This window comes from Paenibacillus sp. lzh-N1, from assembly GCF_002872435.1.
Taxonomy (GTDB): Bacteria; Bacillota; Bacilli; order Paenibacillales; family Paenibacillaceae; genus Paenibacillus; species Paenibacillus polymyxa_C.
In genome coordinates this window covers 714,413-738,307 of sequence record NZ_CP025696.1, presented here as the reverse complement: position 1 = coordinate 738,307, position 23,895 = coordinate 714,413, and the positions used below count along the sequence as shown (strand labels likewise).

The 23,895-nt window shown below is 45.4% G+C and carries 21 protein-coding genes; 15 read left to right on the top strand and 6 right to left on the bottom strand.

Annotation, left to right across the window (positions count from 1 at the left end; all coding sequences use genetic code 11):
* Positions 1-155: 155 nt before the first annotated feature.
* The 5 genes from C0638_RS03290 to C0638_RS03270 all read left to right on the top strand — a co-directional run bounded on the left by C0638_RS03290 (position 156) and on the right by C0638_RS03270 (position 5,797).
* Positions 156-776, top strand: a complete 621-nt coding sequence (locus C0638_RS03290) for a deoxynucleoside kinase (protein ID WP_040102071.1) — start codon at positions 156-158, stop codon at positions 774-776.
* Entirely contained in the window at positions 776-1,417 is a 642-nt protein-coding gene (locus tag C0638_RS03285) for a deoxynucleoside kinase (protein ID WP_058710716.1), read from the top strand. Before C0638_RS03290 ends, C0638_RS03285 begins: the two co-directional genes overlap by 1 nt.
* Positions 1,418-1,608: 191 nt before the next feature.
* Positions 1,609-2,610: a Gfo/Idh/MocA family protein gene (locus C0638_RS03280; RefSeq protein WP_013369558.1), complete on the top strand. Its 1,002-nt coding sequence runs from the start codon at positions 1,609-1,611 to the stop codon at positions 2,608-2,610.
* 277 nt (positions 2,611-2,887) lie between these two features.
* A complete protein-coding gene (locus tag C0638_RS03275) occupies positions 2,888-4,324 on the top strand; it encodes a purple acid phosphatase family protein (protein ID WP_058710715.1) in 1,437 nt (478 codons plus the stop codon).
* Between the two features lie 246 nt (positions 4,325-4,570).
* Positions 4,571-5,797, top strand: a complete 1,227-nt coding sequence (locus tag C0638_RS03270; RefSeq protein ID WP_013369560.1) for an RtcB family protein — start codon at positions 4,571-4,573, stop codon at positions 5,795-5,797.
* 148 nt (positions 5,798-5,945) lie between these two features.
* Here the strand turns inward: C0638_RS03270 and aroE are convergent, their stop codons facing one another.
* Both aroE and C0638_RS03260 read right to left on the bottom strand, forming a co-directional pair.
* Positions 5,946-6,836 (bottom strand): shikimate dehydrogenase, encoded by an 891-nt coding sequence (gene aroE, locus C0638_RS03265; protein ID WP_058710714.1) that lies wholly within the window; start codon positions 6,834-6,836, stop codon positions 5,946-5,948.
* A gap of 27 nt (positions 6,837-6,863) precedes the next feature.
* Entirely contained in the window at positions 6,864-8,054 is a 1,191-nt protein-coding gene (locus C0638_RS03260; protein WP_058710713.1) for an MFS transporter, read from the bottom strand.
* Between the two features lie 216 nt (positions 8,055-8,270).
* On the opposite strand from C0638_RS03260, the gene C0638_RS03255 reads away from it, so the two are divergent.
* The 3 genes from C0638_RS03255 (at position 8,271) to aroD (ending at position 11,442) form a co-directional block, all read left to right on the top strand.
* Positions 8,271-9,182, top strand: a complete 912-nt coding sequence (locus C0638_RS03255) for a LysR family transcriptional regulator (protein ID WP_058710819.1) — start codon at positions 8,271-8,273, stop codon at positions 9,180-9,182.
* 129 nt (positions 9,183-9,311) lie between these two features.
* Positions 9,312-10,574, top strand: a complete 1,263-nt coding sequence (locus C0638_RS03250) for an MFS transporter (RefSeq protein ID WP_058710818.1) — start codon at positions 9,312-9,314, stop codon at positions 10,572-10,574.
* A gap of 103 nt (positions 10,575-10,677) precedes the next feature.
* Positions 10,678-11,442, top strand: coding sequence for a type I 3-dehydroquinate dehydratase (aroD, locus tag C0638_RS03245; protein ID WP_058710817.1), 765 nt, complete (start codon positions 10,678-10,680; stop codon positions 11,440-11,442).
* Between the two features lie 100 nt (positions 11,443-11,542).
* Here aroD and C0638_RS03240 read toward each other — a convergent pair whose 3' ends face one another.
* On the bottom strand, positions 11,543-12,115 hold the full coding sequence (locus C0638_RS03240; protein WP_025677396.1) for a shikimate kinase: 573 nt from the start codon (positions 12,113-12,115) through the stop codon (positions 11,543-11,545).
* Between the two features lie 534 nt (positions 12,116-12,649).
* Between C0638_RS03240 and C0638_RS03235 the strand changes: the two genes are divergently transcribed.
* From C0638_RS03235 to C0638_RS03225, 3 genes are all read left to right on the top strand, one after another.
* Complete coding sequence (locus C0638_RS03235; protein ID WP_013369567.1) at positions 12,650-13,342, top strand: pectate lyase; 693 nt, start codon at positions 12,650-12,652, stop codon at positions 13,340-13,342.
* A gap of 181 nt (positions 13,343-13,523) precedes the next feature.
* Positions 13,524-14,519: an aminoglycoside phosphotransferase family protein gene (locus C0638_RS03230; protein ID WP_058710816.1), complete on the top strand. Its 996-nt coding sequence runs from the start codon at positions 13,524-13,526 to the stop codon at positions 14,517-14,519.
* 56 nt (positions 14,520-14,575) lie between these two features.
* Positions 14,576-15,574: a glycosyltransferase gene (locus tag C0638_RS03225; protein ID WP_058710815.1), complete on the top strand. Its 999-nt coding sequence runs from the start codon at positions 14,576-14,578 to the stop codon at positions 15,572-15,574.
* A gap of 73 nt (positions 15,575-15,647) precedes the next feature.
* Here C0638_RS03225 and C0638_RS03220 read toward each other — a convergent pair whose 3' ends face one another.
* Positions 15,648-16,856 carry an MFS transporter gene (locus C0638_RS03220; RefSeq protein WP_058710814.1) on the bottom strand — a complete coding sequence of 403 codons (1,209 nt, stop codon included), beginning with the start codon at positions 16,854-16,856 and terminating at the stop codon, positions 15,648-15,650.
* A 215-nt stretch (positions 16,857-17,071) separates the two neighbouring features.
* Here C0638_RS03220 and cysK point away from each other — a divergent pair, with 215 nt between their 5' ends.
* On the top strand, positions 17,072-17,995 hold the full coding sequence (gene cysK, locus C0638_RS03215) for a cysteine synthase A (protein WP_058828983.1): 924 nt from the start codon (positions 17,072-17,074) through the stop codon (positions 17,993-17,995).
* Positions 17,996-18,127: 132 nt separating this feature from the next.
* A complete protein-coding gene (locus C0638_RS03210) occupies positions 18,128-19,105 on the top strand; it encodes an aldo/keto reductase (protein ID WP_013369572.1) in 978 nt (325 codons plus the stop codon).
* An 83-nt stretch (positions 19,106-19,188) separates the two neighbouring features.
* On the opposite strand, the gene C0638_RS03205 is transcribed toward C0638_RS03210, so the two are convergent.
* Positions 19,189-19,989: a WYL domain-containing protein gene (locus C0638_RS03205; RefSeq protein ID WP_058710811.1), complete on the bottom strand. Its 801-nt coding sequence runs from the start codon at positions 19,987-19,989 to the stop codon at positions 19,189-19,191.
* Positions 19,964-21,289: a helix-turn-helix transcriptional regulator gene (locus tag C0638_RS03200; RefSeq protein ID WP_058710810.1), complete on the bottom strand. Its 1,326-nt coding sequence runs from the start codon at positions 21,287-21,289 to the stop codon at positions 19,964-19,966. The genes C0638_RS03205 and C0638_RS03200 overlap by 26 nt, the downstream gene beginning before the upstream one ends.
* Before the next feature lie 198 nt (positions 21,290-21,487).
* Here C0638_RS03200 and C0638_RS03195 point away from each other — a divergent pair, with 198 nt between their 5' ends.
* Positions 21,488-23,056, top strand: coding sequence for a hypothetical protein (locus C0638_RS03195; protein ID WP_058710809.1), 1,569 nt, complete (start codon positions 21,488-21,490; stop codon positions 23,054-23,056).
* 19 nt (positions 23,057-23,075) lie between these two features.
* Positions 23,076-23,894, top strand: a complete 819-nt coding sequence (locus tag C0638_RS03190; protein ID WP_102163351.1) for a nucleotidyltransferase domain-containing protein — start codon at positions 23,076-23,078, stop codon at positions 23,892-23,894.
* Position 23,895: the final 1 nt, after the last annotated feature.

Here is a 23,895-nt window from a genome sequence, read left to right as displayed (position 1 = left end):
TATTAAGCAGAACAGGGACGCTATGAAGCCAAGCGTAGCTGCTCTGTTTTTTTGTTTTATCCATAGATTTGCTATGCCTCTAGCGTACTTCCTTGTGATACAATAGGATAGTTGTCCATAGGATGGACCTGGAGTACAAGGAGGAGCAGAACCGCATGAAACAAGCCCCATTTATAGCCGTTGAAGGGCCGATTGGAGCAGGTAAGACAACGTTGGCTTCGATGCTTTCAACCGAGCTACAATTGCCGATGATCAAAGAGATTGTCGAGGAAAACCCGTTTCTCGATAAATTCTATCAAAATATAGATGAGTGGAGCTTTCAGTTGGAAATGTTCTTTCTCTGCAATCGGTATAAGCAGCTAGAGGATACTGGTCTGCAATACATCGAGAAAGCCCAGCCTGTAATTTCAGATTACCATATCTATAAAAATCTGATTTTTGCTGAACGTACGCTTAAGGGTGTGAAGCTCGAAAAATATCGCCAAATCTATCATTTGCTCACAGATGACATGCCCAAGCCTGACATTATCGTTTATATTAGAGCAGATTTGGATACCTTGCTGGGCAGAATTCGTAAGCGCGGACGCTCCTTTGAACAGGAGATGGACCCTGCCTATCTGGAGCAATTGATTACGGATTATGATAAAGGCATTCAGTTTCTCGCCGAACAGTCACCTGCCCCTCGTATATTGACCGTAAACGGGAATGAAATTGATTTTGTAGAAAACCAGGCACAATTTGAACAAATTGTTTCCGATGTAAAGGAGCTTATATAGTGAATAATTACAACATTCCTGCAAATGCCCTAATTACGGTAGCGGGTACGGTGGGTGTAGGTAAGTCTACGTTAACGGGCGCTTTGGCCAGTCGTCTTGGTTTTAAAACCTCGTTAGAGCAAGTCGATCATAATCCGTATCTGGAGAAGTTTTATCACGATTTTGAAAGATGGAGCTTTCATCTGCAGATCTATTTTCTCGCGGAACGCTTCAAGGAGCAAAAGAACATTTTCTTGTCTGGTGGAGGTTTTGTGCAGGATCGTTCCATTTATGAGGACACAGGCATTTTTGCGAAAATGCATGCCGATCAGGGAACAATGAACCCTACCGATTATGAAACATATACTAGCCTATTTGAGGCGATGGTCATGACCCCGTTCTTTCCACACCCTGATGTGCTGATCTATCTGGAAGGCAGCCTGCCCTCCATACTGAGTCGGATCGAAGAACGCGGCCGCGAAATGGAGATTCAGACCGAGCGATCCTATTGGGAGCAAATGCATCGTAGATATTCCGATTGGATCAACGATTTTGATGCCTGTCCTGTACTGCGTCTCAACATTGATGAGTACGATGTACACGACCCTGCTTCCATGGATGCCATTTTGGCAGAAGTGGGCAAGGTGATCTCCAAAAAGTAGAGATATAACCTCAAAAAGCATACAAGGACTGTGGTACAATCAGTATAAATTAAGCTGATAGACCGCAGTCCTTTTTAATATGTGGAAGCATGGGAGATGACAAGCGGTATAGTGGACAAGTCTTGGCTGGAATGCGAGAATAGGAACATATATTAATTGTAATGACTCACGGGAAAGGATGGGATACTGTGATGCGTTTTGGTATCGTTGGAACGAATTGGATAACAGAAAGATTTATTCAAGCTGCGATAGAGACAGACGAATTTTCCCTGACCGCGGTGTACTCACGAACAGAGGAGAAAGGCCAAGCCTTTGCTGCCAAATATAACAGCCAGCCGGAGGTTTTTACAGATCTGGCACAAATGGCTGCAAGTGATCAGGTGGATGCCGTATATATTGCCAGTCCCAATTCTTTACATGCGGAGCAAGCGATCTTATGTATGAACCATGGAAAGCATGTGCTGTGTGAGAAGCCTTTTGCTTCTAATGCAGCAGAGGTGCAGAGTATGATCGAAGCCGCGCGCAACAATGATGTTCTGTTGATGGAGGCCGTTAAATCCACGCTTATGCCCAACTTTAAAATTATAAAGGATCATATGTATAAAATAGGCCGGGTTCGGCGTTATTTTGCAAGTTACTGTCAATACTCTTCACGCTTTGATGCTTTTAAGCAGGGCAAGGTGCTGAATGCCTTTAATCCGGCTTTTTCGAATGGTTCCTTGATGGATCTGGGAGTGTATTGTTTGTATCCAATGGTAGCATTGTTCGGCAAACCGGATGAGATCCGGGCGGTGGGTGTACTGTTATCCTCTGGTGTCGACGGCGAGGGCAGTATCGTGATGAAGTACCCGGATATGGATGCTATCGTCATGCATTCCAAAATTACAGATTCCTATTTGCCTGCCGAAATTCAGGGTGAGTATGGAACGATGGTGATCGACAAAATCAGCCAGCCCTATGAGGTGAAAATTCATTATCGGGACGGCACGATTGAGGATTTGACCAAGGCTCAGACGCGTGAGCCCATGTATTATGAAATTCAGGAATTTATTGATCTGATCAAGAGTGGGGAACGCAACAGTTCCATTAACTCTTTGGAGTGTTCGCTGACAGTCGCTGAAGTGATGGAGGAGGCAAGACAACAATTTGGTCTTCGTTATGAAGCGGATTTGAAAAATACCTCTGCACATTAGTTGGCTAGTGATTTAACCAAACCCTTACTAGCTTTCCAAGACTCCGCGACTGCTTCTTATATGGGGGCAGTCTAGTTTTATGTGTCAAGAGTACTTAGAACATGAATAAGGCCTACCGGTTTCGCAAATTTTGCAAACATCCGGTAGGCCTTTTTTGGTTTATATACCTAAACTCATTTTTACAAAGCACTACATCTCAGCAAATAACGTATTAATAATTGATTGTTATGATCATATTTATAACTTTTACATATTAACTGCACAGAGGAGTGTACACATGTTTAAGAAGTTTCAAAAGTGGTCAGCAACATCTATGTCTGTTGCTCTTGCGTTAGGTTTGATTACGGGCCTGTCAGCCTTACCTGTTCATGCTGAGTCACCAGTGAACACAGATCAAGGTATTAGTAAAGTTACAGCTACATTTTATGGAGACACCAAAGCCTCCAAAGGATTTACCTGGTATACTTCAAAGCTTTTCACGAAGAGCACTGTTCAAGTAACCAAGAAAACAGCTTCTGAAGCTGATTTTACGAATGCTCTTACATTTGAAGGCACTTCCTCTCCATCGACCAATTCTCCAGAAGAGCTTGTCCATAAAGCTGTAGCTACAGGTCTTCAAGCGGACACAGCTTATTATTATCGTGTGGGTGATGCAGCGCGCGGGATATGGAGCGAAACAGGTATGTTTCAAACGGCTCCTAAGAACGGTGAATTTACCTTCATTGATTTAGCTGATACACAAGCGAAAAGCGAAGATGAAGCCATATTGTCTTCACAGACGCTCGAAAAAGCACTTCAAACCGTAAATAATGCTCAGTTTGTAGTTCACAACGGAGATATCGTAGATACCGGTACCAAAGAAGAGCAGTGGAACTGGTTGTTGGGACATTCACAAAAAAGTCTTTTGAATACAACCATTGTTCCTTCAGCAGGTAATCACGAGGATGAGAACTACGCTTTTTATGATCACTTTAATATTAATCAACCAGCGGGTTCTGCTACTAAAACAGGAGCGTACTACTCCTTTGATTACAGCAATGCTCACTTTATCGTACTGAATTCCAATGAGGACTCAGAGAAATATGCCAATTTTTCTGAAGATCAAGTTGAATGGTTAAAGAAAGATGCTGCGGCAGCCAAAAAGGCGGGTGCAAAGTGGATCATTGTTAATATTCACAAAGGTCCCTACACTACCTCTAACCATGCAACAGATGCTGACATCATGGATAACAATGGAGTTCGTAACCAAATCGCTCCACTCATGGACAAACTTGATATCGACTTTGTCGTGCAGGGGCATGATCATATTTATGCTCGGACGAAACCAATCAACCAAGAGGGTAAAGCAACAACGCCAACCCAATTAAAAGATAGATTAAATGAAAAGACGATTGAATATAGTGTGAATCCGGATGGAAGTATCTATGTCATCCCAGCAACTGCTGGCCCTAAAGTTTACTACAAGAACCCGAGTGAAAAGCTTGGAGATAAGTACTATAACCTCTTTGAATTAGCTGAAGAGAATCATGCGGCAGTATATGGCCCAGATCCGAGTGACAATCGTAGACCTGTACGAGGACAGGTACAGAATTTTGTTGGCATCACTGTAGACGAAAATAAACTTACAGCCGTAACGTACGAAATTGATCAAAACAAAAATGATGCCAAACCTTTTATTGTGGATCAATTCGGAATCATCAAAAAATATCAGTAAAATTGATTAATGGTTTCTAAATGATCATAAAAGGATATCCTACAGTCTGTTTGGCTGCATGGATATCCTTTTTCATTTTCTTAGGGACTTTCTTATAGAGACGTCTGATGTTGTGCTTGTAATACTTACGCCCTGTTCGGAAGCGGGTAAACCGTACATAATGCTATTAAGAGATCCAAAGTTTAAAAATAGAATGCTCAATTTTACATATAGAAATTTTCTTGCAAAATATGGAGGGATAAAACGATGGCTTATCAAGAAATCAATGGAGTACGCGTATGGGGAGCACCTGATCCGGGGGCATTATCTCAAGCCCGCACATGTGCCGAAAATGGTAATGTGATTCAGGCGCTACTGATGGCAGATCATCATAAAGGCTACAGTCAGCCCATTGGCGGTGTGATGGTGTATGACGGACAAATTTCACCTTCAGGTGTAGGGTATGATATCGGCTGCGGAAATAAGGCGGTAAGAACCAAGCTGTCTGCCGCAGACATTATGCCGCGTATTTCAACCGTGATGGATGAGATTGCACGTCAGATTTCATTTGGCGTAGGTCGTGTGAATGAGATTCAGGTGGACCATGAGCTGTTTGATGACCCGGATTGGGCGGTATATGCAGCGATTGGGAAGCAAGAGCATGACAAACTGAAGTCCTTGGCGAGAGAACAGCTGGGTACAGTAGGAAGTGGCAATCATTTTGTTGATGTATTTGTAGAGGAAGCGACAGGACAGGTCTGGATTGCCAATCATTTCGGCAGCCGGGGCTTTGGGCATAAAACAGCAAGCGGGTTTCTAAATTTGGCCGCAGGACGGGAGTTTCTCGGAAAGGCGCCGGGAGAACATATGGATCAGCCGCCTGTACTACTGGATATGAACAGTGAGCTGGGGGATATGTACTATCGTGCAATGCGCCTTGCCGGACGTTATGCTTATGCAGGACGTGACCATGTGATAGAACAAGTGCTTGGTATTATGGGGACCGAAGCGGACTTTACGGTGCATAATCACCATAATTACGCGTGGAAAGAACAGCATGATGGACGCGACACCATTGTGGTCCGCAAAGGCGCAACCCCCTCGGCCCCTGGTCAAATGGGCTTTATTGGAGGAAGCATGGGGGATATCTCGGTGATTGTGCGTGGGAAAGATTCGGTAGAAAATCGGGATTCCTACTATAGCACAGTCCATGGCGCAGGTCGTATTATGAGTCGTACCCAGGCAGCCGGTAAAATGAATTGGAAAACCCGTACGCGTAGCGGAGGGCAGATTACGGACCTACAGATGAAGGAGGCTGTTCGAAACTACGGTGTCGAGCTGCGCGGAGCAGGTACAGACGAAAGCCCGTTCGTCTACCGCAAACTGCGTGAGGTGCTGGACGCTCATTCCGAGACTGTTGAAGTTATGCATGTGCTGAAGCCAATCGGGGTATGCATGGCTGGGGCCAATGAGTTTGACCCATATAAGGATTAATGAAAAGAGAAGGAAGAATGGTGTGTACCCATAAAAAAGACGATGCCCGGCAGAAGTTTCATTCGCTGAGCATCGTCTTTAAAGTACATATATGCATATATAATAGAAGGAACTCATGGCTTGATGTGCTTGTTAGCAGCTCTAAATCTTACAGTTGATCAGCAAAAAGCTGTTCTTTAATATAAGCGACAGGCATTTCTTGCCCTGTCCATAATTCGAAGGCAAGTGCGCCCTGCCACAGCATCATGCCCAGACCGTTAATGGCGGTTGCACCTACGGACTCAGCTTGTTCCATCAGTTTGGATTTAGCTGGGCTGTACACTACATCGGTCACGATCAGGTCGGAACGAAGCATGGACACATCCTCAATGACACTTTTGCCTTCCAGCGGTTTCATACCCACACCTGTACCATTAGCGAAAATATGACTTGTAAGAATCTCTTCACGCAGCTTCTCCTGATCCTCTAATGCATAGATGTTCGCCTTGACTTGAGCATGTTTCATCTCTTCATTAATAATACGAACATTCTCTTCCGCCCGGGCAAAGAACTGGTCATTACGAGCGAAAATTGAAATTTCAGCAAGACCAGCTCGAGCGGCTTCAATAGCAATCGGTGTTGCAGCACCGCCTGAGCCGACGAGTGTCATTTTCTTACCTTTCAGATCAATGCCGTGCTCCTGCAAGTTGCGAACATAACCAGATCCATCTGTACTGTAGCCTTTCAGCTTACCATCCGTATTCACGACAGTGTTGACGGCACCTGTAAATTTAGCGCTGTCGTCCAGCTCGTCAAGGTACTGTAAGATGGCTGTTTTGTTGGGCATGGACACATTGTAGCCGCGTATGTTTAGAGCGTGCATCCCCCGTACTACTTCTTCAAGTTGTTCATTGCCTACTTCAAAGGCCATATATGCGTTGTTTAGCCCTAGTTTCTCAAACGCAAGATTATGCATAGCCGGGGACAAAGAGTGTCCGATCGGTGTAGCTAGCAGTCCGATTAATTGTGTTCTTCCGTCAATACGTCCAGCGTTTTTCATAATAAGCCTCCAAGTTATCTGTGTAGTTTAATGAAACACTTTTTTATATCGATAAGCAACAAACACGGCCAGCAAAATACTGACTACGGCAATCGCAATATCTAGAATGAATACCGAGGTAATTCCCAGACTTTTGGACATGCTCCCGGTAGCCAAAGGCATCAGGATGAACGATAGGCTGGCTGCTATGTTTACGAGAGAAGTCGTAGTTCCTTTGTTCTTGCGGAAAAATTCTGTCATGACCGTAAGGGCAATTTGGAAGATACCCGCAGTAGACAAGCCGATTAAGAATGAACTGATCAAGGTAGCGACAGGATTGTGCCATACAATTAAAGCCAGCAAAGAAAACAGGGCAATAAGCGGATACACAATCATGACGGTAATAGGCTTAATGAATCTACCAAGTACCACAGCCAACAAAATAACGGAAACTAGTGAACCTATACTATAGTAGCTAAGCAGCTTAATGGCGCTGGCTTTGTCCATGCCAAGAGCTTCTTGTCCAAAGGTAGGAAGCCATAGCTGCACGATCATGAACAATACAGTTGAAGTAAAACCGATAATAATCAGAGACAGACCTTCTTGCCAAAACTTAGGCTCGTTGTGGAACGAATCCGTTGATTGACCAGCCTCGGCTGGAGCCTTTTGTTCCTCTGCTTTGTGGTTGGGGAAAGCGGTCATCGACAAGAAGATCCCGTTCAGCAGATAAATTCCTGCTGGAATAAAGAAGGAATATCCATAGAACATATCGTGATTAATAAAAAATGCAATCATGAACGGAATAACAATGGCACCGATCGAGATGGATGCTTTGACCAGGACGGTTGCAGACCCGGCTTTTTTTCCGAACCCTTCAATGAGTGCGGGATAAGTCCCCGCATCCATCATTGAGTTGCAGAGCCCTGCGATAATGGCAAACACGAATGCCAACGTGTAGTTAGGTGCAAGCGGAATACCGATTAGGAAGATTAAATAAGCAAATGATGCAATAACAATGAGTGGTTTCCTTCCATATTTATCTGACATTTTTCCGGCTACTCCGAGAGCGAGCAGTTTACCAATTCCAATCGCTGACACCAGATAGCCGATGGCTGCTTTATCCGTGTTCAATTGCACGGTCAGAAAGCTCATATTCGACGAGAGAATAACATTAATCATACCCAGAAGAAAATAGTTGATATAAAGCCCTGTTGCCATTCTGATATAAGGATTTTTCATAAGTGTAACTCCCAACTTAAATTTTAGATCAATGGCCTAGATAGGCATCGTCCAGGTCTATTAAAGTACGCCCACAAACAAGTGAAAATATTCACATAATGTCTATGTTTTAATTATATAAGGGGTGTTATTATAAATCCAATGCATATTTTTATCGGTTTTCATAGTTTGAATCTATAATTTAAAATATGAATTAAAGAGGGAGCGTACATTCTTATGAATCTGAAGCACTTACAATATTTTCGTGTACTTGCACAGATGGAGCATTTTACCCAGGCAGCTGCGCGGCTATGTATCACTCAACCCAGTTTAAGTCATGCGATTTCAGAATTAGAAAAGGATTTGGGTGTTCATCTGTTTGAAAAGCAGGGGAGAAATATTCGACTAAACAAATACGGGCGATTTTTTCTGAAATATGTGGAGCACGCGATGGATGAATTGGAAAAGGGGGAGCATAACTTACGGGAATTAGTGAGTCCAAGCCATGGGAATATAGATTTGGCGTTCATTTACACGTTAGGTTCACACTTCATTCCAGCAATAATCCAAGCTTTTTCAGCTCAAGATGCCCGTAAAGACATTTCCTTTTCGTTTCACCAAGGGAATACGAACGATATTATTCAAGGTCTGAAGCAGGAACACTATGACGTGGCGTTCTGCTCTCACGTGGAAAATGAACCAGAAGTGGAGTTTATTCCGCTGGCTCAGCAGGAACTGGTGGTCATTGTTTCCCCTGATCATCCGCTGGCTTCGCTGGACCAAATTGATCTTAAGGATACAGCGGATTACCCGGTGATCTTCTTCAACAAAAAGAGTGGGGTTCGGCCCATTATTGAAAATTTGTTCGCCAAGGCAGGCGTTACACCACAGATTATTTGCGAGATTGAAGAAGATACGGCAATGGCAGGACTGGTGTCTATCAATTACGGGATCGGAGTTATGCCCCGCATTTCATCGTTAGATTATTTTAACGTCAAAACATTGCCTATTGTAAATCCAGAATACGAGCGTTTTATCTACCTAGCCAGCATTAAAAATAGATACTTATCCCCGGCAGTAGTAGAGTTTCGGAACTTTGCCCTAAGTTATGGCAAGGAGTTTTATCTGAAAACGCATCAGCGTGTCTAAGCCGGAGTCTCGCAATTTTTAAACTTGATAAATTTTAAATTGTGTTCTATACTTCATCATCGACACAAGCAATGTGAAATGATTCACGTTTTGATACTACAAGACTTACTTACAAAAGCAGGTGAATTCATGATGAAACGTTCTTCTATTCCAGTGGCGACAGGTCTTTATGTGAACTATCTTTTGTTCGGCATGTTTAATATTATGCTGGCGTCACACATGTCCTTTTTAACAGAGCATTTGCATACAGATCAGGCAGGCATCAGTCTCTTGGTTTCCGCGATGGGGTTTGGCAGAATGTTTACGCTGTATATATCCGGAGTGCTCTCCGACCGCTATGGTCGCAAACCGTTTATTGTGGCCGCAGGGCTGCTGATGACCGTATTCTTGGTCGGTATACCGCTGAGTCCCACCTTTGAGATGGCGATGGTACTGGCTGTGCTGGCAGGTGTAGCGAATTCTTTTCTTGATTCAGGTACTTATCCAGCTCTGATCGAGGCTTTTCCCCAATCCTCTGGTTCGGCTACAGTGTTGGTGAGAGGTTTTATATCCATTGGGGCGGCATTTTTACCGCTAATGATTATCTTTTTTATGAATCACGATATTTTTTACGGGTTCTCTTTCTTTATACCAGCACTGATATTTGTATTGAATGCGATCTACTTGTTCAGAATGAAGTTTCCAGACATGCGCGTGCAGCCCACCAAGGGGCAAAGTGGCGGTACTTCTGTATCTAGCGCCAAGCAGACAGGGAATTTAAAAGAAAATGATCCGAGTAAACCGCGGTTTTGGCAGGAAGGTGTGTGTCTTATCTTGCTTGGATTTACAGGACCTACCTTGCTGTATATTGTGCAGTTATGGTTGCCTACCTTTGGACAACAGTTTATCGGCATGACGGAATCAGAGTCTCTGAGGCTATTAGTTTATTACAATATGGGTTCGCTGGTTTCCGTGTTTGTATTGGTCATTGTATTGAGAAAATGGGTTAAACCTGTTCATATCATCCTTATTTATCCTTGCATTTCCTTGTTGGCTTTTGGAGCGCTTCTTCTTTTCAAATCTGGGGCTGCCGCCATTATCTGTGCGAGTGTCATCGGGTTTTCAATATCGGGTGTACTTCAGCTGACGTTAACCGTAATGAGTGAATTTTTTAGTCAACGAAAAGGACAGATTACCGGGTTTATTTATACCGCAACTTCGCTGTCCTATACGCTCATTCCCGTGTTTACAGGCTTTCTTTTGAAGCATTCTCAGATTTCCAGTGTGTTTATGCTGGCTATTATCGTGAATGTACTTGGAATCGCACTGGCGGTATTTGTTAATTTTCGCTACAGTGCCGTTTTTCCTGCAAAACGAGAATTGTCTCCTCAAATCGTACTGGATACGAAATAACTAGCGACTGAACCTAATCGTCTGCATGCTTATTCATAATGCGTTATACTATGAATTATTGTGAATGTTCGACTTAAAACTGTAATTGGGGAGTGAGATAGATATGGGAAAAATCGTAAAGATAAAAGATGTACGGATCGGTGAAGGAGCGCCTAAAATATGTGTTCCCATGGTGGGAGAAACGTTGGAGCAGTTGAAGGAAGAGGCTACCCATTTACGAACACTCGACCTGGATATCGTAGAGTGGAGAGTCGATTTTTTCGAGCATGTGGAAGATCTGGAAAAGGTAAAGGCTGCCTTACATGAAATTCGGTCTATTTTAGCCAATATTCCACTCGTATTTACGTTCCGTAGCGCCCGAGAAGGTGGAGAAAAGGAAATCAGTGCTGCAAGTTATGTGGAATTGAATCGCACTGTGGCCGAGACGGGACAAGTAGATATCATTGATGTAGAGCTTTTTAATGAGGAAGCTGATGTGAAGACACTGGTAGAAGCAGCACACAAGCATAACGTATATGTGATCATTTCTAACCACGATTTCCAAAAGACACCATCGAAAGAGGAAATTGTGTCCCGGTTGCGTAAGGCACAGGAATTGGGCGGCGATCTGCCTAAAATAGCGGTGATGCCAACTAATACAGCCGATGTACTGACCTTACTGGACGCCACACGCACTATGGCAGAAGAGTATGCGGATCGGCCGATTATCACGATGTCGATGGCGGGAAAAGGTGTCGTGAGCCGTCTGACCGGAGAACTGTTTGGTTCAGCTTTGACTTTTGGTGCTGCCAAGAAAGCTTCCGCGCCGGGACAGATTCCTGTCACTGAACTGAGAGAAATATTGCAGGTGCTGCATAGCCATTCTTAAAAGACGCAGGTATTGCTCGCTAGTGAGCAAGTTATCCGCAATGAACACAAAAGGAGGACCCCAAGCGATAAGCATGCTGGGGCCCTCCTTTTTGTAACGCTTAATTCAATCCCCGAGTAGGTTCATACAATTCCCAACCCAGATTCAGCGTTTGAATAATATAGTCTGCGACTTCTTCCGCATCCAACTGATCGGTATCGATCTTGGAGTGATTCACCGCGTAAATGTCCTGTCTGGAACGGAAAAGATTTTCAATTTCCTCCAGCGTCTTGTTTTGCAGATTAGGGCGGGTGTCAATCAGCATCTTGAGCCGATCTTTCCAGGAATCCCAATTTAAATCCAAGAAGAACACAATGGAGGAAGCCAAACAAGCCTGCTTCACCTCTTCCTGTAAAAACGCACCACCGCCAACAGAAATGATTTTGAGGCGTGTATTGCTGCACAACTTCAAAATATGTTCTTTTTCAATCTCGCGGAAACGCTTCTCTCCGTAAGTTTTGAAAATTTCTGTTGTAGGCATGTTGTACTCTTGTTCAATCTCCTGATCAATATCGACAAAATCGCGATACAGTTTGCGCGCTAGATGGGAACCGATCGTTGTTTTGCCTACGCCCATAAAGCCGATGAGCACAATATTTTGTTCTTTTAATGGAATCTCACTATTGTTTTGCACGATAACCACTCTTTTCTCACCAGTAATGTTGAGATGTAACGCTTCAAAGCACTAAATACATTATACGTTCATCAACCGTGTCATTCAATAGTATAGAGCACATCAGCAATGAGGTATACGATAAAAGAGGCAAACGAAACTAGGTATTCAAGTATTATTTAATGCGTAAATTGAAGAATAACAAACTTGTACAAGTATAAAAGAGGCAATTTTGTGTACTTAATTGAAAAAAAGGACATATTTTGCCGAAAAACGTATTGAAATTATTGGAAGCAGGAATATAATAGAATTATGCAAATTGTAAATGTAATCGCTCTATTTACAATTTGTGATTGATTGAATTTATAATAATGAAGCTACTTTGAACCAAAAACCAAGTATACATATGCAAATAGTTAAATATCACTTTACGGACATGTGTCGGTCAATGGGTTCATTGTACGAAGGTGGTGATACGGTCTACGCGCTTGCGCTCTAGTCAACGGAGAATTGGAGATAAGAATAAAAAACAATCTACGAGAGGGATGAATTGAAATGAAAACAAACACAGCTAAAGTATTGAAAAAGGGAATGAGTATTGCTTTATCCGGTATGTTGATCGCATTATTTGTCGGCAATTATTCTGCTCATGCAGCTCCAGAGGTCGTTCATAAGACCATACTTGTAAAAGCCGGAGAAGTATACGATGGTAAAGGCAAGACCGTAGTGGCTGACCCCGATACCTTGGGAGATGGAAGCCAAAAAGAGGCTCAAAAGCCTATCTTCAAGCTTGAAAATAATGCAACGCTGAAAAATGTGATCATCGCCGCGCCTGCTGCGGATGGTGTGCATGTATATGGCAATGGCACCATTTCCAACGTTACGTGGGAGGATGTTGGTGAAGATGCATTGACGCTTAAAGAACCAGGCACAGTGAATATTACAGGCGGTGGAGCATACCATGCATATGATAAAGTGTTCCAAATCAATGCCGAAGGCACAATTAACATTAAAAACTTTAGAGCCGATGATATCGGTAAGCTGGTTCGCCAACTTGGGGGCTCTACTTTTAGAGTGAATATGACTTTGGATAACTCGGATATTTCCAACGTGAAGGATTCGATCCTGAGATCCGACGGTCCTAACAGCAAAGCTAAAATTACGAATACTCGTTATCATAATGTAAAACAATTGTTCAAAGGCTTTAAATCTAGCAACACGAGCGAGTCCGGCAATACTAAATACTAATCGTTAGCGTAGGATAGGAGTACGGATAGGAAAAGGGGCTGTCCAACAGGTCGTATGATCTAATAGGACAAGCCCCTTTTTGGTACGTTGAGTTACCCAAAAGATGATCTGGGCTTCGTTCAGAACAAGGACTATGTTATGATCGTGCTATTACATTTTATACAAAAAAAGTTGGGTGGCTATGAATCTATTTCATCAATATGTGAATGTAGACGGTACTTTGAATGATACGCTGGTGCGCGATCGTGAAATTTTATATACAGGTACGAATGGCCGGCATGTGGAACGTTTTTACGTGTCCTCCTCTGAAAGTTATATATTTAAACCACTAACCAATGACGATCAGAAGGGGCACGAGAGATGGGTGTACGAGCATGTGCTTCCCGCATTACCACCCATCTATCCCCAATTGCTAGCTTGGTCTGATGCAGACGCAGATGACGGAGGAGAATGGATGGTATTTGAGGACCTTGGTCCGTTACATCATGTTCACGCAGACGAAATCCTATTGCAAGCTGTAGGACTTGTTGCAAGGTGGCATGCTTTGCCACTGGATTATTTTGCAGGAATGCCATTGCGGGGACCGAAGCCGCTCATTCAGGAGATGGTTTCTGAACTGCACATACGCAAGCCAGATATATTAGAGCTTTGCAGCTCACTCGGTTTTTCCAAGCAACACATGCAGCGTATTTATGTACAACTGGAGCATCTATCTTTTTCACACCAGCTTGTACTGTCTCATGGTGATCTTCATCCGGGGAACTATGCGCTGAGTGGGGAGCAGTTAAAGGTATTGGATTGGGAGCATGTTCATCTAAACACACCGCTGTGGGATGTATATCACCTGATCGACATGTCCCATCCGTTATTCCCCCGACATATGACGTCTGAATTGCGTATTCGTATGCTAGACACCTATCTGGAACAGCTGGAGCTGTTGGGGATACAGGTAGATCGAACGGCATTTATACAGGAATATGGTATGTTTGCTGTGGTATTTTCGCTTTGGATGCTATTACTAATCACAAGTGATTTGCAAAGGATTAAAAAGGAGCTGCATAGAAATAGCAACAAATGGTCAAAAGAGCAATTAGAGTCCCAGTTGGATGAAACGTTAGCTTGTTTAAACCAATGTACAACGATGATGGATTGGGAACAAGCCCAACCATGTAAGTAGTCGGTTTAAGGCCTAGATTCTATATAGTTAGCCAAAGAAGGTAGGGAAATAAATCCATGAAAAAAGTCGGTTTGGTCATGAGAAAAATACAATTTGCTGAAGCGCAGGGTCCTCGTATTTTTGCAGAACGTCTGAAGCAGATCGGATTGGAACTGGGGGTGGATATCGTATTTGTATCACCGGAGCGCCATGTAAGCAGTCATGACTGGCTTCCGGGCTATGAGCACGAAAAGGGTGACCTGGTCAATTATGACATCGTACTGGATCAACTGCACGAGCAGCAGATTGAGCACGTTATTTATACGGTATCTGGCTTTACCTATTTGAATATGTTTTTTAAAAACAGCGTGCTTTTTCCACATAGTTTTCCAGACCCGGCACTGACAGGCTATGAGATGATGAAGCCTTTTTATCAGATCGTGGACAAGGCTATCGTACAGACTGCCTTTCTCAAGCAGGAGATGGCCTCGAAGTTTGGCGTAACCGATGTGACAGTCATCCCGATCGGATTTAATGAGCGGTTGGTGGAAAAGCATTTTGATCCCTCACAAGTGGTAGAGAACCGGGTGATGTGGATTGGTAGAGATGAAGAGAATCGGCGTCCGGATCTGGTACTGGAGTATGCACGGCATAATCCTGATAAGGATGTCTATATGGTATTTGGTGGTGAACGCTACAAGGAAAGCATGAAGAAGTACGACATCCCGGACAATGTAAAACTTCAATTTGCATTAACGCAAGACGAGGTGTTTGCACTGATGAATACGGCGAAGGTGTATTGGAGCTGCTCCAAATTCGACACGTTCGCGATGCCGCTGACCGAAGCGCTAGCCATGGGGAAAATCGTCGTCAAGCCGGAGCATCCTTGCTATGGGCACATCAGCTCTACACATTCATTTTCGGGGAATGAGAAGAACTGGTTCGAACTGGTCAATATGGCTGCGGCTTCACCTCGCCGGGTTTCGACAGAAAACCAGGCATACGCCATGGAACAGTTTTCAAGTCAGGTGATGAAGCAGGGATATAGGGATTTTTTCGATGGTTGGTTAAGCTGAACGCCGAGACAGGTTGCGTGGATTTAGACCTTAAAAAAGGGACTTTCGCTCTAATGAACGAAAGTCCCTTTTCTTATGACTGTATCTCTGCTATCGCTTCAGTATGAGCCGTCTTGCGATCCATCATGTAGCTGACCAGCATCAGCAGCAGACCGCCGACAGTAATGAGTGATGCAACCCATGGAATGGCGGACAGCCCCATTTGGTTAATCACGACTCCCCCGATAAAAGCACCACCTGCGTTACCCAGATTCAATGCGGAATGGCTGGAGGTAGAGGCTAGCAAAGGAGCCTCATAGGCCAGATTCATGATGCGAACCTGAATACCCGGCATGATGCCGAATGCAGCAATCCCCCAGATGAATACAGTGATAACGGCCAGTACCTGGCTTTGAAGTGTAAACGTCAGAATGGCCAGAATAATGGCCAGTACAGCATAGTTTGCAATCAAGGAGGGAAGCAGCTTCCAATCTGCGAGCTTGCCGCCAACGATGTTCCCAATTGTGACGCCTAGGCCGAACAGGACAAGAATCCAGGTAATGCTGTGTTCGGCAAAGCCGCTAATGTCCGTAAGCAGAGGCGTAATGTACGTAAAGACAGTGAACAGGCTACCACAGCCAACTGCACCTGTGAGCAGCATCAGCAGCACCTTTGGATTAAACAGGCTTTTGACTTCTTGCTTGAGACTGGAAGGCTTGTCCTGCTGAATCACCGGAATGTAACGAATAATACCGAAGAGAGAAATCAAGCCGATCACAACAATGGCTCCAAAGGAAGCGCGCCAGCCGAGCTGCTGCCCGATAAAGGTGCCAAAGGGCACGCCAATAATATTCGCCACGGTCAATCCGGTCAGCACCATAGAGATGGCTCCTGCCCGCTTATCAGCACGAACTAGCCGGGCAGCGATCAGGGAACCTGCTCCCAAGAAGGTTCCGTGCGATAGCGCAGTAGCCATACGGGCCGCAATCAGCAGTTCGTAGTTAGGAGCAATGACGGAAAAAAGATTGCCTAAAATGAATATAGACATCAGCAGACACAACAGCTTTTTTTGCGGAACCTTATGGGTTAATACAGTAAGCACAGGTGCGCCAATGGCCACACCAAGCGCGTAACTGGTGATTAATTGTCCGGCTTGTGGAATCGTAACATGAAGATCATGGGCTACATTGGGTAGAAGTCCCATAATGACGAATTCGGTCATGCCGATGGCGAAGGCACCAAGGGTTAACCATAGCAAGGAGGGGGGGAAGCGATTAGCTGTCATATTTTCTTGAGTACTCATAAGTTTCTTGTATCCTCCTGAAAAAATAGTAATGCGAGTATATCATTCCAGGCGACATCTGGCGACCCATTTTGCAAGAATTTTACATACTAAGTTGATAAGGTTTGTGTAATTTACAAAAGTGATAGGTTGGAAGGAGCCAATTATGTTATTTTGGTAGTATGATATGAAGATAGGAAATGACGTTGAAGGAATGATCCGGGGAGGATATAACAATGACACTTAAAGTGGTACATAGTATTACGGACTTAATCGGAGATACGCCTTGTGTGCGGCTGCAACGGCTCACAGGACCGCAGGATGCGGAAGTGTATGTGAAGCTGGAGTATTTTAATCCAAGCGGCAGTGTTAAAGATCGGGCGGCGGGCAATCTGATTGCCGAGGCGGAAAAGGCGGGACATCTCAAGCCGGGGGGCACCATTATTGAGCCAACCAGTGGCAACACGGGGATTGGTCTTGCGATGAATGCGGCAGCTCGAGGTTACCGTGCGATTTTGGTAATGCCTTCGAATATGACGAAGGAACGGATCAATATTTTAAAAGCCTATGGGGCTGAGGTCGTACTGACACCAGCGGAAGAACGGATGCCAGGAGCGATTCGTAAAGCTCTCGAACTGGGGGCAGAAATTGAAGGGAGTTTTATCCCGCATCAGTTTGAAAATGAAGCAAATCCCGATATCCATCGTACAACCACGGCACTTGAAATTTTGGAGCAGACGGAGGGGCGGTTGGATGTGTTCGTCGCTTCTTCGGGAACGGGTGGTACCATTACGGGTACAGGTGAAGTGCTGCGCCAGCATTTGCCGGATCTGCGGATTGTTGTGGTCGAGCCCAAAGGTTCGCCCGTACTGTCTGGGGGAAAACCCGGTCCGCATAAGCTGGTGGGAACGAGTCCGGGCTTTGTTCCCACCGTGCTGAATACGGAAGTATATGATGAAATCATACAGGTTTCCGATGAGGATGCGATTGCGATGACACGGGCGATTGCTGCTCAGGAAGGGATTCTCGTCGGGCCCTCCAGTGGGGCTACAATATGGACGGCCCTTCAGGAAGCCCGGCGTTTGGGAGCAGGCAAACGGGTACTCTGTATTGCCCCGGATACCGGAGAACGTTATCTGAGCATGGGGATATTCGGATAAAAAGACGCAGAATGGGGTCAAAGGGATACACGACCGTAAGTAAGTGGTAAAATAGGTGTGTGATAGCGGTTTCACGCACTATTCGAATGTAGATGAAGCAAGGAATACTTTGAGGGTTCAAGGAGGAGCAGCATGAAAATTATGCCTTTACAGAAACGAGGGATCTCCGATAGTCGGCTGGTACTTGGCTGCATGCCTTTTGGTGGAGAATGGAGCCATGCACCGTATACACAGGAGCATGTCGTTGAAGCGGAGAGAGCTGTAGAAGCTGCACAATCCATCGGGATTACGATGTTTGATCATGCGGATATCTATCGTATGGGAAAAGCGGAAGAAATTTTCGGTCGGATTTTAAAGGGGCAGCCCGGATTGCGTGAACAAATCGTAATTCAGTCCAAATGCGGCATTTTTTTGCCGGATGGCACGCTCCCAGGCCGTTTTGATTTCTCATATGATCATATTATGGAGTCCGTAGATGGTATCTTGAAGCGTCTGGGTACTGAGTATTTAGACATCCTGCTGCTGCACCGTCCCGATCCGCTGGTAGAGCCGGAAGAAGTAGCGAAGGCGTTCAGCGAGCTTAGGACATCCGGCAAAGTCCGGCATTTTGGCGTTTCCAATATGAATGTAAGCCAAATTTGTTTTCTGGAGCGTAGCCTAACGGAGCCGCTGATTGTTAATCAGCTGGAGATGAGCCTGGCACATCTGCATTTTATAGATCAGACCGTACACGTGAACCAGCAGGCAGGGACGAATGTACATTTTGGCGAAGGATTGCTGGAATATTGCCAAACTGAGGATATTCAGCTCCAGGCTTGGGGACCGCTGGCGCAGGGACGTTTTAGCGGAGGTTCTCTGGAAGGAGAGCCTGAGCACATCCGTAAGACGGCAGAACTAGTGCAGAAGCTGGCTTCTGAAAAGGGGACGACACGTGAAGCGATCGTCCTGGGCTGGCTGATGAAGCATCCGGCACGGATTCAGCCTGTCATTGGCAGCGCCAATCCTGAACGAATCAAAGCATGTCAGGATGCAGAACGCCAGAGCGAGCTGATGACCCGTGAGGAATGGTATCAATTGTATGTCAGCGCGCGCGGACAAGCCTTGCCATAACTCGTTTAAAAGCCCTTCCCCTCGTCTCATTAACAGACGGAGGGAGGGCCTTTACGTGGATATATCCTATATGTCTTCAGCAGCTATTCCTCTTCGTATCGTGCGAGGGCCTTGGCTGTTGTTTCCTTCATTCGCGAAATTAATCGAGAGCCTTGAACGACCTTGACACGTTTGCCGAGGAAGCGGATTTTGGATAACACATATTCACATTCGTCTGCCTGGAAAGTGAGCGTAATACGATAGGTATCTGCTTCCTGATCATATTCGACCTCCTTTTCAAAACAGGAAAAAGCATATAAAATACGAGACATTTCACCGTTATATACAGGAATAATTTCGATGATGCCCTGTTCTTTGCGTGACTCCAGTATACCGAGTATTCGTTGGGTAAACATCTCGGCTTCTTCAGGTAGGATCTCATCCTCCGTAACGGTTACGATGTTGGACAGTTTAGTGGACATAAATGCGCGGTGGCGACGATTATACCACAGCAGACTCCATTCTTTTTTGACCATGGAAAACTCCAGCTTGTATGGGAATCCGGACATTCGCTCATGCAGGCGTCCGTTGCGCAGTTTGTAGGTCATACAGATGCCTGAACGGGATCGCAGAATGGAACGCAATTCACGCAGGAGTGGATGATAAACCGAAGCAGCAGGAACCCCTGCTTTTTCGCGCAGGCTGCCATCAGCCTCCAGAGGCTCGTCGTCTGCAAGTAATTGCCGAAGCTTATCAAGTGTAGAGGGGGTAAAAGCCTCTGTCGCTGCCGAGTCTGCAAGCATGGATTTAAGCCAGACTCTTTCCTGCGATGTGGTAGCAAAAGCGCCCGATTCATCCAGTCGTGAGACGATCTGATAGTTAAATATTTTCTCGAACAGGCTCATAATAGGCTTGCAGCTCCTTCCATTCCTGTCTGAATTCCTTACGCAGCCGCTGGGGTTCCAATACCTCACAGCTTGATCCGAAGCTGCGAATCCACGGTTTAATCTCAGTGATTCCATTCACTGTGATTTCATAGATAAAGGATTCACTTTCTTCCTCCGTAATTGCACCCCATTGTCCCTGTGACAGTACACGTTCCCGGATAAAGTTGCGCTTTGCACCCTCAGGATTAAAAAAACGTACCCGTACCTTCACGGGACGAGCCGTATCAACAAGCCAGCTGTACCGCATTTTTTCTTCCAACACGGCTAACAGGTCGGCATAAAGCTGCTCTGGGACAGGCTTGCCCTCCACCAATTGAGTCATGCCCTCCATACGAAACTTCATGATTCCTTTGCCGCCTACATGACCAAGCACATACCAACGTCCGTATTGATGATCATAGATGACTTGCAGGGGCAGAATGGTATGTTCACGGCCTTCGGTCTCTTTTTCAAACCGTGGGTTTGTGTTCTGTGACCCGTACATGCTTCGTTTGGACGCCGAAAAATATAAAAAGCTTACACAGCGACGTTGCCGAATGGCATGCAGAAGCGGATGAATATGGGCTTCGTCCAGAATGCGTGAATAATAATGGTATTTATATAAAAAAGGCTCTGCCATCTCACGATCTCCGAGCTGACGGCGCATGGCTTTTTTAAGATGATCTCGTAACAGATATCCCTGCACAGAGGGGAGCTGGGTGTTGGCCATAATGTCCACAAAATCATATAAGTCCAGTAATTCCTCGTCCGTCAGTTCTGTCACCAGATCATTGCGGACAGCATAGCGATAGGGCCTGCCGCCAGGCTCCTTACGAATCACGCCGACTTCGACCAGATATTTCAGATCAGAACGAATTGTTTTCTCATCTGGCAGTGAACTGTCGGAAGGCAGGCCATTGCAGCAAGCATCCAACAGTTCCATGGTAGTCATAGACTGTGACTGTAGCGCTGTCAGCAGAAGGGATAAGCGGACACTTTCCGATTCCTTGAGCGATTTGGCCCGAAACAGGAATAACAGCAATGGATCAGCGGATTCGTAATAATTAAAGCGCAGCATCTCATTAAAATCATGTCCCTGTTCCGCAGGCAGCTGCTGTTGTACGGATTGGACGATTTCCTTGAGGCGGCGGATCGTTTTATCAAAGGTATGTACCGAAATGCCAAGTCTGTCTGCAAATTGCTGCCGATTATAAGCGCCGCTTGTTAGTGTGAGCATACGCAGGAATTGAATTTCTTTATCAAAACTCTCTCTCGCCATGATGCATTCCCCGTTTCTGTAGCCGTTCTCCGAAAATAAGTATCCCTTTATTCTAACAGGGAAGGGATGCAGGAAAAAGGTAATTTATTCATCTTTGTAATACTTTCACCATGTTCATGACTTCCAAAATAAAGGATTATAGGGATATAAGGTAGCACGATAAGTAAGAAGCAATACATAACAGAAGGGTGATGCAACATGTTTGGACGATTCAAAAATGAAGTGTTATATCCATGGGTAGGTAAGCTTTCGATTTATGAAACGATTAAGCAGGGACTGGACCCTCAGGGTAGGCTTACGGATGATCATTTGCCAGATGATGAAGAATACTGGGCAGGTCACAAGATGCGTTGGGTGGCAGGAGGGCTGGATGGAGCGTTTGGGCATCACGGCGCTGGCGGAGATGGAGAGACTGACAAAATTAAGGATCTGGCGCAGTTGTTGTCCAGACAATGCCGCAAGCCAGGGATGAAGACGAGACGTGAGACGTATGTACGCTTGATGGAGGAAAATGCACTCAGCCTGATTGATCCGCTGCTAGATGCGGTGCGGGAGCATCCAGCAATTCAGCCGGATCGATTGTATGAGGAAGCACGTTGGCTGGCTGAACACGGAGCACATCGTAATGTGGTGAAGTTTGGCATTGCATTGCTTGGATTGCTGGAGACGGATCAGCACCACGAGCTTATTTTAACACTAGCCAAGCATGATGAATTCACGCTATATGCGGCTGTAGCTATCCGTAATATTTCGGAGCAGGCCAACGAGCAGTTGTATAGGTTAGCATCACAGGTACATGGCTGGGGACGTATTCACGTAGTAGAACGGCTGGAGCCGACACGGCAGGAAATACGTGATTGGTTATTACGGGAAGGATTCCGCAACAATGTCATGTATGAGTATCTTGCTTATGAGTGCGCTCATAAAGGCGAACTGCATACAGCCATCGCTGTACCGCACATTGATCAGGAGTTGTTTGACGGGGCGGGTGATATTCTATCAGCTTTGCTGGCAGCAGGCGGACCTGCGGAAAGTATAGATGATTATGAGCATGCCGCTATGGTCATAGGCAACTACCTTCGCCATGCTAAGGCCATGTGTACGACTGTGAAGCATTTTACGATCATCATGGATATTGCGGATTTTCTGGGTGAAGAAGACGATTCATGGGAGGCACGTTATGAGCATGAATGGACGCCGGAATTGCGTAAACGTTACGCGTCGATATGCCAGCAGATGATGGACGATCCACAGTGGGTAAAGCCGGTAGAACAGGAGCTACAGCATGCAAATTCACCGCATCTCCACTACGCCATTCGTGTAGCTCGAATGCTAGCACTAGATGTATGGCCCGTGCTATTTGATCAATTAAGCCAATACCCAGTCAAGCCTAATCTGTACTTTGAACTCATCAGGACAGAGGATGAACAACGGGCTCGTAAGCTGGTGGCTTTTGCAGAAAAGCGCTTGCCTCTGGAAGAGATTTCTTCTGGTCCTGCTGATGTGCCAGGCTTTGGACCGGAGTATGAAGCGCATCAGTGTCTGGGTATTTTGCTTCAGCTATTGTCTTCTTACGAAGGAATGGGGCAAGAGCTAGTTGCTGCCGGACTCTGGAGTCCGGTGACCTCCAATCGTCATGCAGCGCTTCATGTACTCAAGGAATGGCCTTCTGAGATGTGGGGTGAGGAAACGACAGAGCGTCTTCGCCGCTTATCGGTAGCTGAAACGGAGGAGTCGATTAGAGAACAGATTCGGGAATTACTTTAATGATAAGGGAGGGAACAACATGACAGATGTGAAGCATGGGCAGGGTTTCATTCAACCGGGAATGCGCGAAACGATTTTGCGTGAGCTGCGGGCGTTGGAGCAGGAGGAGCAGGTGCGCATTGTATACGCCTGTGAATCAGGCAGTCGGGCATGGGGGTTTCCTTCACAGGACAGTGACTATGATGTACGATTTATCTATGTAAGACCCATAGAATGGTATTTATCTATTTTTGATAAGCGGGATGTGATTGAACGGCCAATCAGCGATTTGCTGGGTATAAACGGCTGGGATTTGAAAAAGGCGCTCAATTTGTTTCGCAAATCCAATCCGCCTTTGCTGGAATGGCTGCAATCTCCGATTCCCTATCTGGAGCAGTATTCAGTGGCTGATCAGATTCGTGCGATCTCGCCGTTAACCTTCTCTCCGAAGTCCTGTATGTACCATTATCTGAATATGGCGCGGGGAAATTATCGGGATTATTTGCAAGGTGAACAGGTGAAGATTAAAAAGTATTTTTACGTGCTGCGCCCGCTGCTGGCCTGTGGCTGGATTGAACGATACAACAGCATGCCTCCGATGGAATTCGTAGACTTGCTGGAGGAATTCATTCCGGCTGATACCGAACTTTATCAGGTGATCGAACATTTGCTGGAACGTAAAAAAGCGGGCGAGGAGCTGGGTGTGGAGTCACAGCTTTCGGTGGTGAATGATTTTATCGAGCAGCAAATTGTTTACTTTGAACAGAAGGCGCCTTTGCTTCAGCATATGGAGGGCGGACGGGATCAGCAGTTGGATGATATGTTCCGCGCTGCGGTGAATGAAGTATGGAAAACATAAG

Bases quoted from the DNA above. Each gene is read 5' to 3' on its own strand.
- C0638_RS03290 (WP_040102071.1), top strand. From the start codon at position 156: ATGAAACAAGCCCCATTTATAGCCGTTGAAGGGCCGATTGGAGCAGGT.
- C0638_RS03280 (WP_013369558.1), top strand. From the start codon at position 1,609: ATGCGTTTTGGTATCGTTGGAACGAATTGGATAACAGAAAGATTTATT.
- C0638_RS03275 (WP_058710715.1), top strand. From the start codon at position 2,888: ATGTTTAAGAAGTTTCAAAAGTGGTCAGCAACATCTATGTCTGTTGCT.
- C0638_RS03270 (WP_013369560.1), top strand. From the start codon at position 4,571: ATGGCTTATCAAGAAATCAATGGAGTACGCGTATGGGGAGCACCTGAT.
- aroE (WP_058710714.1), bottom strand. From the start codon at position 6,836: ATGAAAAACGCTGGACGTATTGACGGAAGAACACAATTAATCGGACTG.
- C0638_RS03260 (WP_058710713.1), bottom strand. From the start codon at position 8,054: ATGAAAAATCCTTATATCAGAATGGCAACAGGGCTTTATATCAACTAT.
- C0638_RS03255 (WP_058710819.1), top strand. From the start codon at position 8,271: ATGAATCTGAAGCACTTACAATATTTTCGTGTACTTGCACAGATGGAG.
- C0638_RS03250 (WP_058710818.1), top strand. From the start codon at position 9,312: ATGATGAAACGTTCTTCTATTCCAGTGGCGACAGGTCTTTATGTGAAC.
- aroD (WP_058710817.1), top strand. From the start codon at position 10,678: ATGGGAAAAATCGTAAAGATAAAAGATGTACGGATCGGTGAAGGAGCG.
- C0638_RS03235 (WP_013369567.1), top strand. From the start codon at position 12,650: ATGAAAACAAACACAGCTAAAGTATTGAAAAAGGGAATGAGTATTGCT.
- C0638_RS03230 (WP_058710816.1), top strand. From the start codon at position 13,524: ATGAATCTATTTCATCAATATGTGAATGTAGACGGTACTTTGAATGAT.
- C0638_RS03225 (WP_058710815.1), top strand. From the start codon at position 14,576: ATGAAAAAAGTCGGTTTGGTCATGAGAAAAATACAATTTGCTGAAGCG.
- C0638_RS03220 (WP_058710814.1), bottom strand. From the start codon at position 16,856: ATGAGTACTCAAGAAAATATGACAGCTAATCGCTTCCCCCCCTCCTTG.
- cysK (WP_058828983.1), top strand. From the start codon at position 17,072: ATGACACTTAAAGTGGTACATAGTATTACGGACTTAATCGGAGATACG.
- C0638_RS03210 (WP_013369572.1), top strand. From the start codon at position 18,128: ATGAAAATTATGCCTTTACAGAAACGAGGGATCTCCGATAGTCGGCTG.
- C0638_RS03205 (WP_058710811.1), bottom strand. From the start codon at position 19,989: ATGAGCCTGTTCGAGAAAATATTTAACTATCAGATCGTCTCACGACTG.
- C0638_RS03200 (WP_058710810.1), bottom strand. From the start codon at position 21,289: ATGGCGAGAGAGAGTTTTGATAAAGAAATTCAATTCCTGCGTATGCTC.
- C0638_RS03195 (WP_058710809.1), top strand. From the start codon at position 21,488: ATGTTTGGACGATTCAAAAATGAAGTGTTATATCCATGGGTAGGTAAG.
- C0638_RS03190 (WP_102163351.1), top strand. From the start codon at position 23,076: ATGACAGATGTGAAGCATGGGCAGGGTTTCATTCAACCGGGAATGCGC.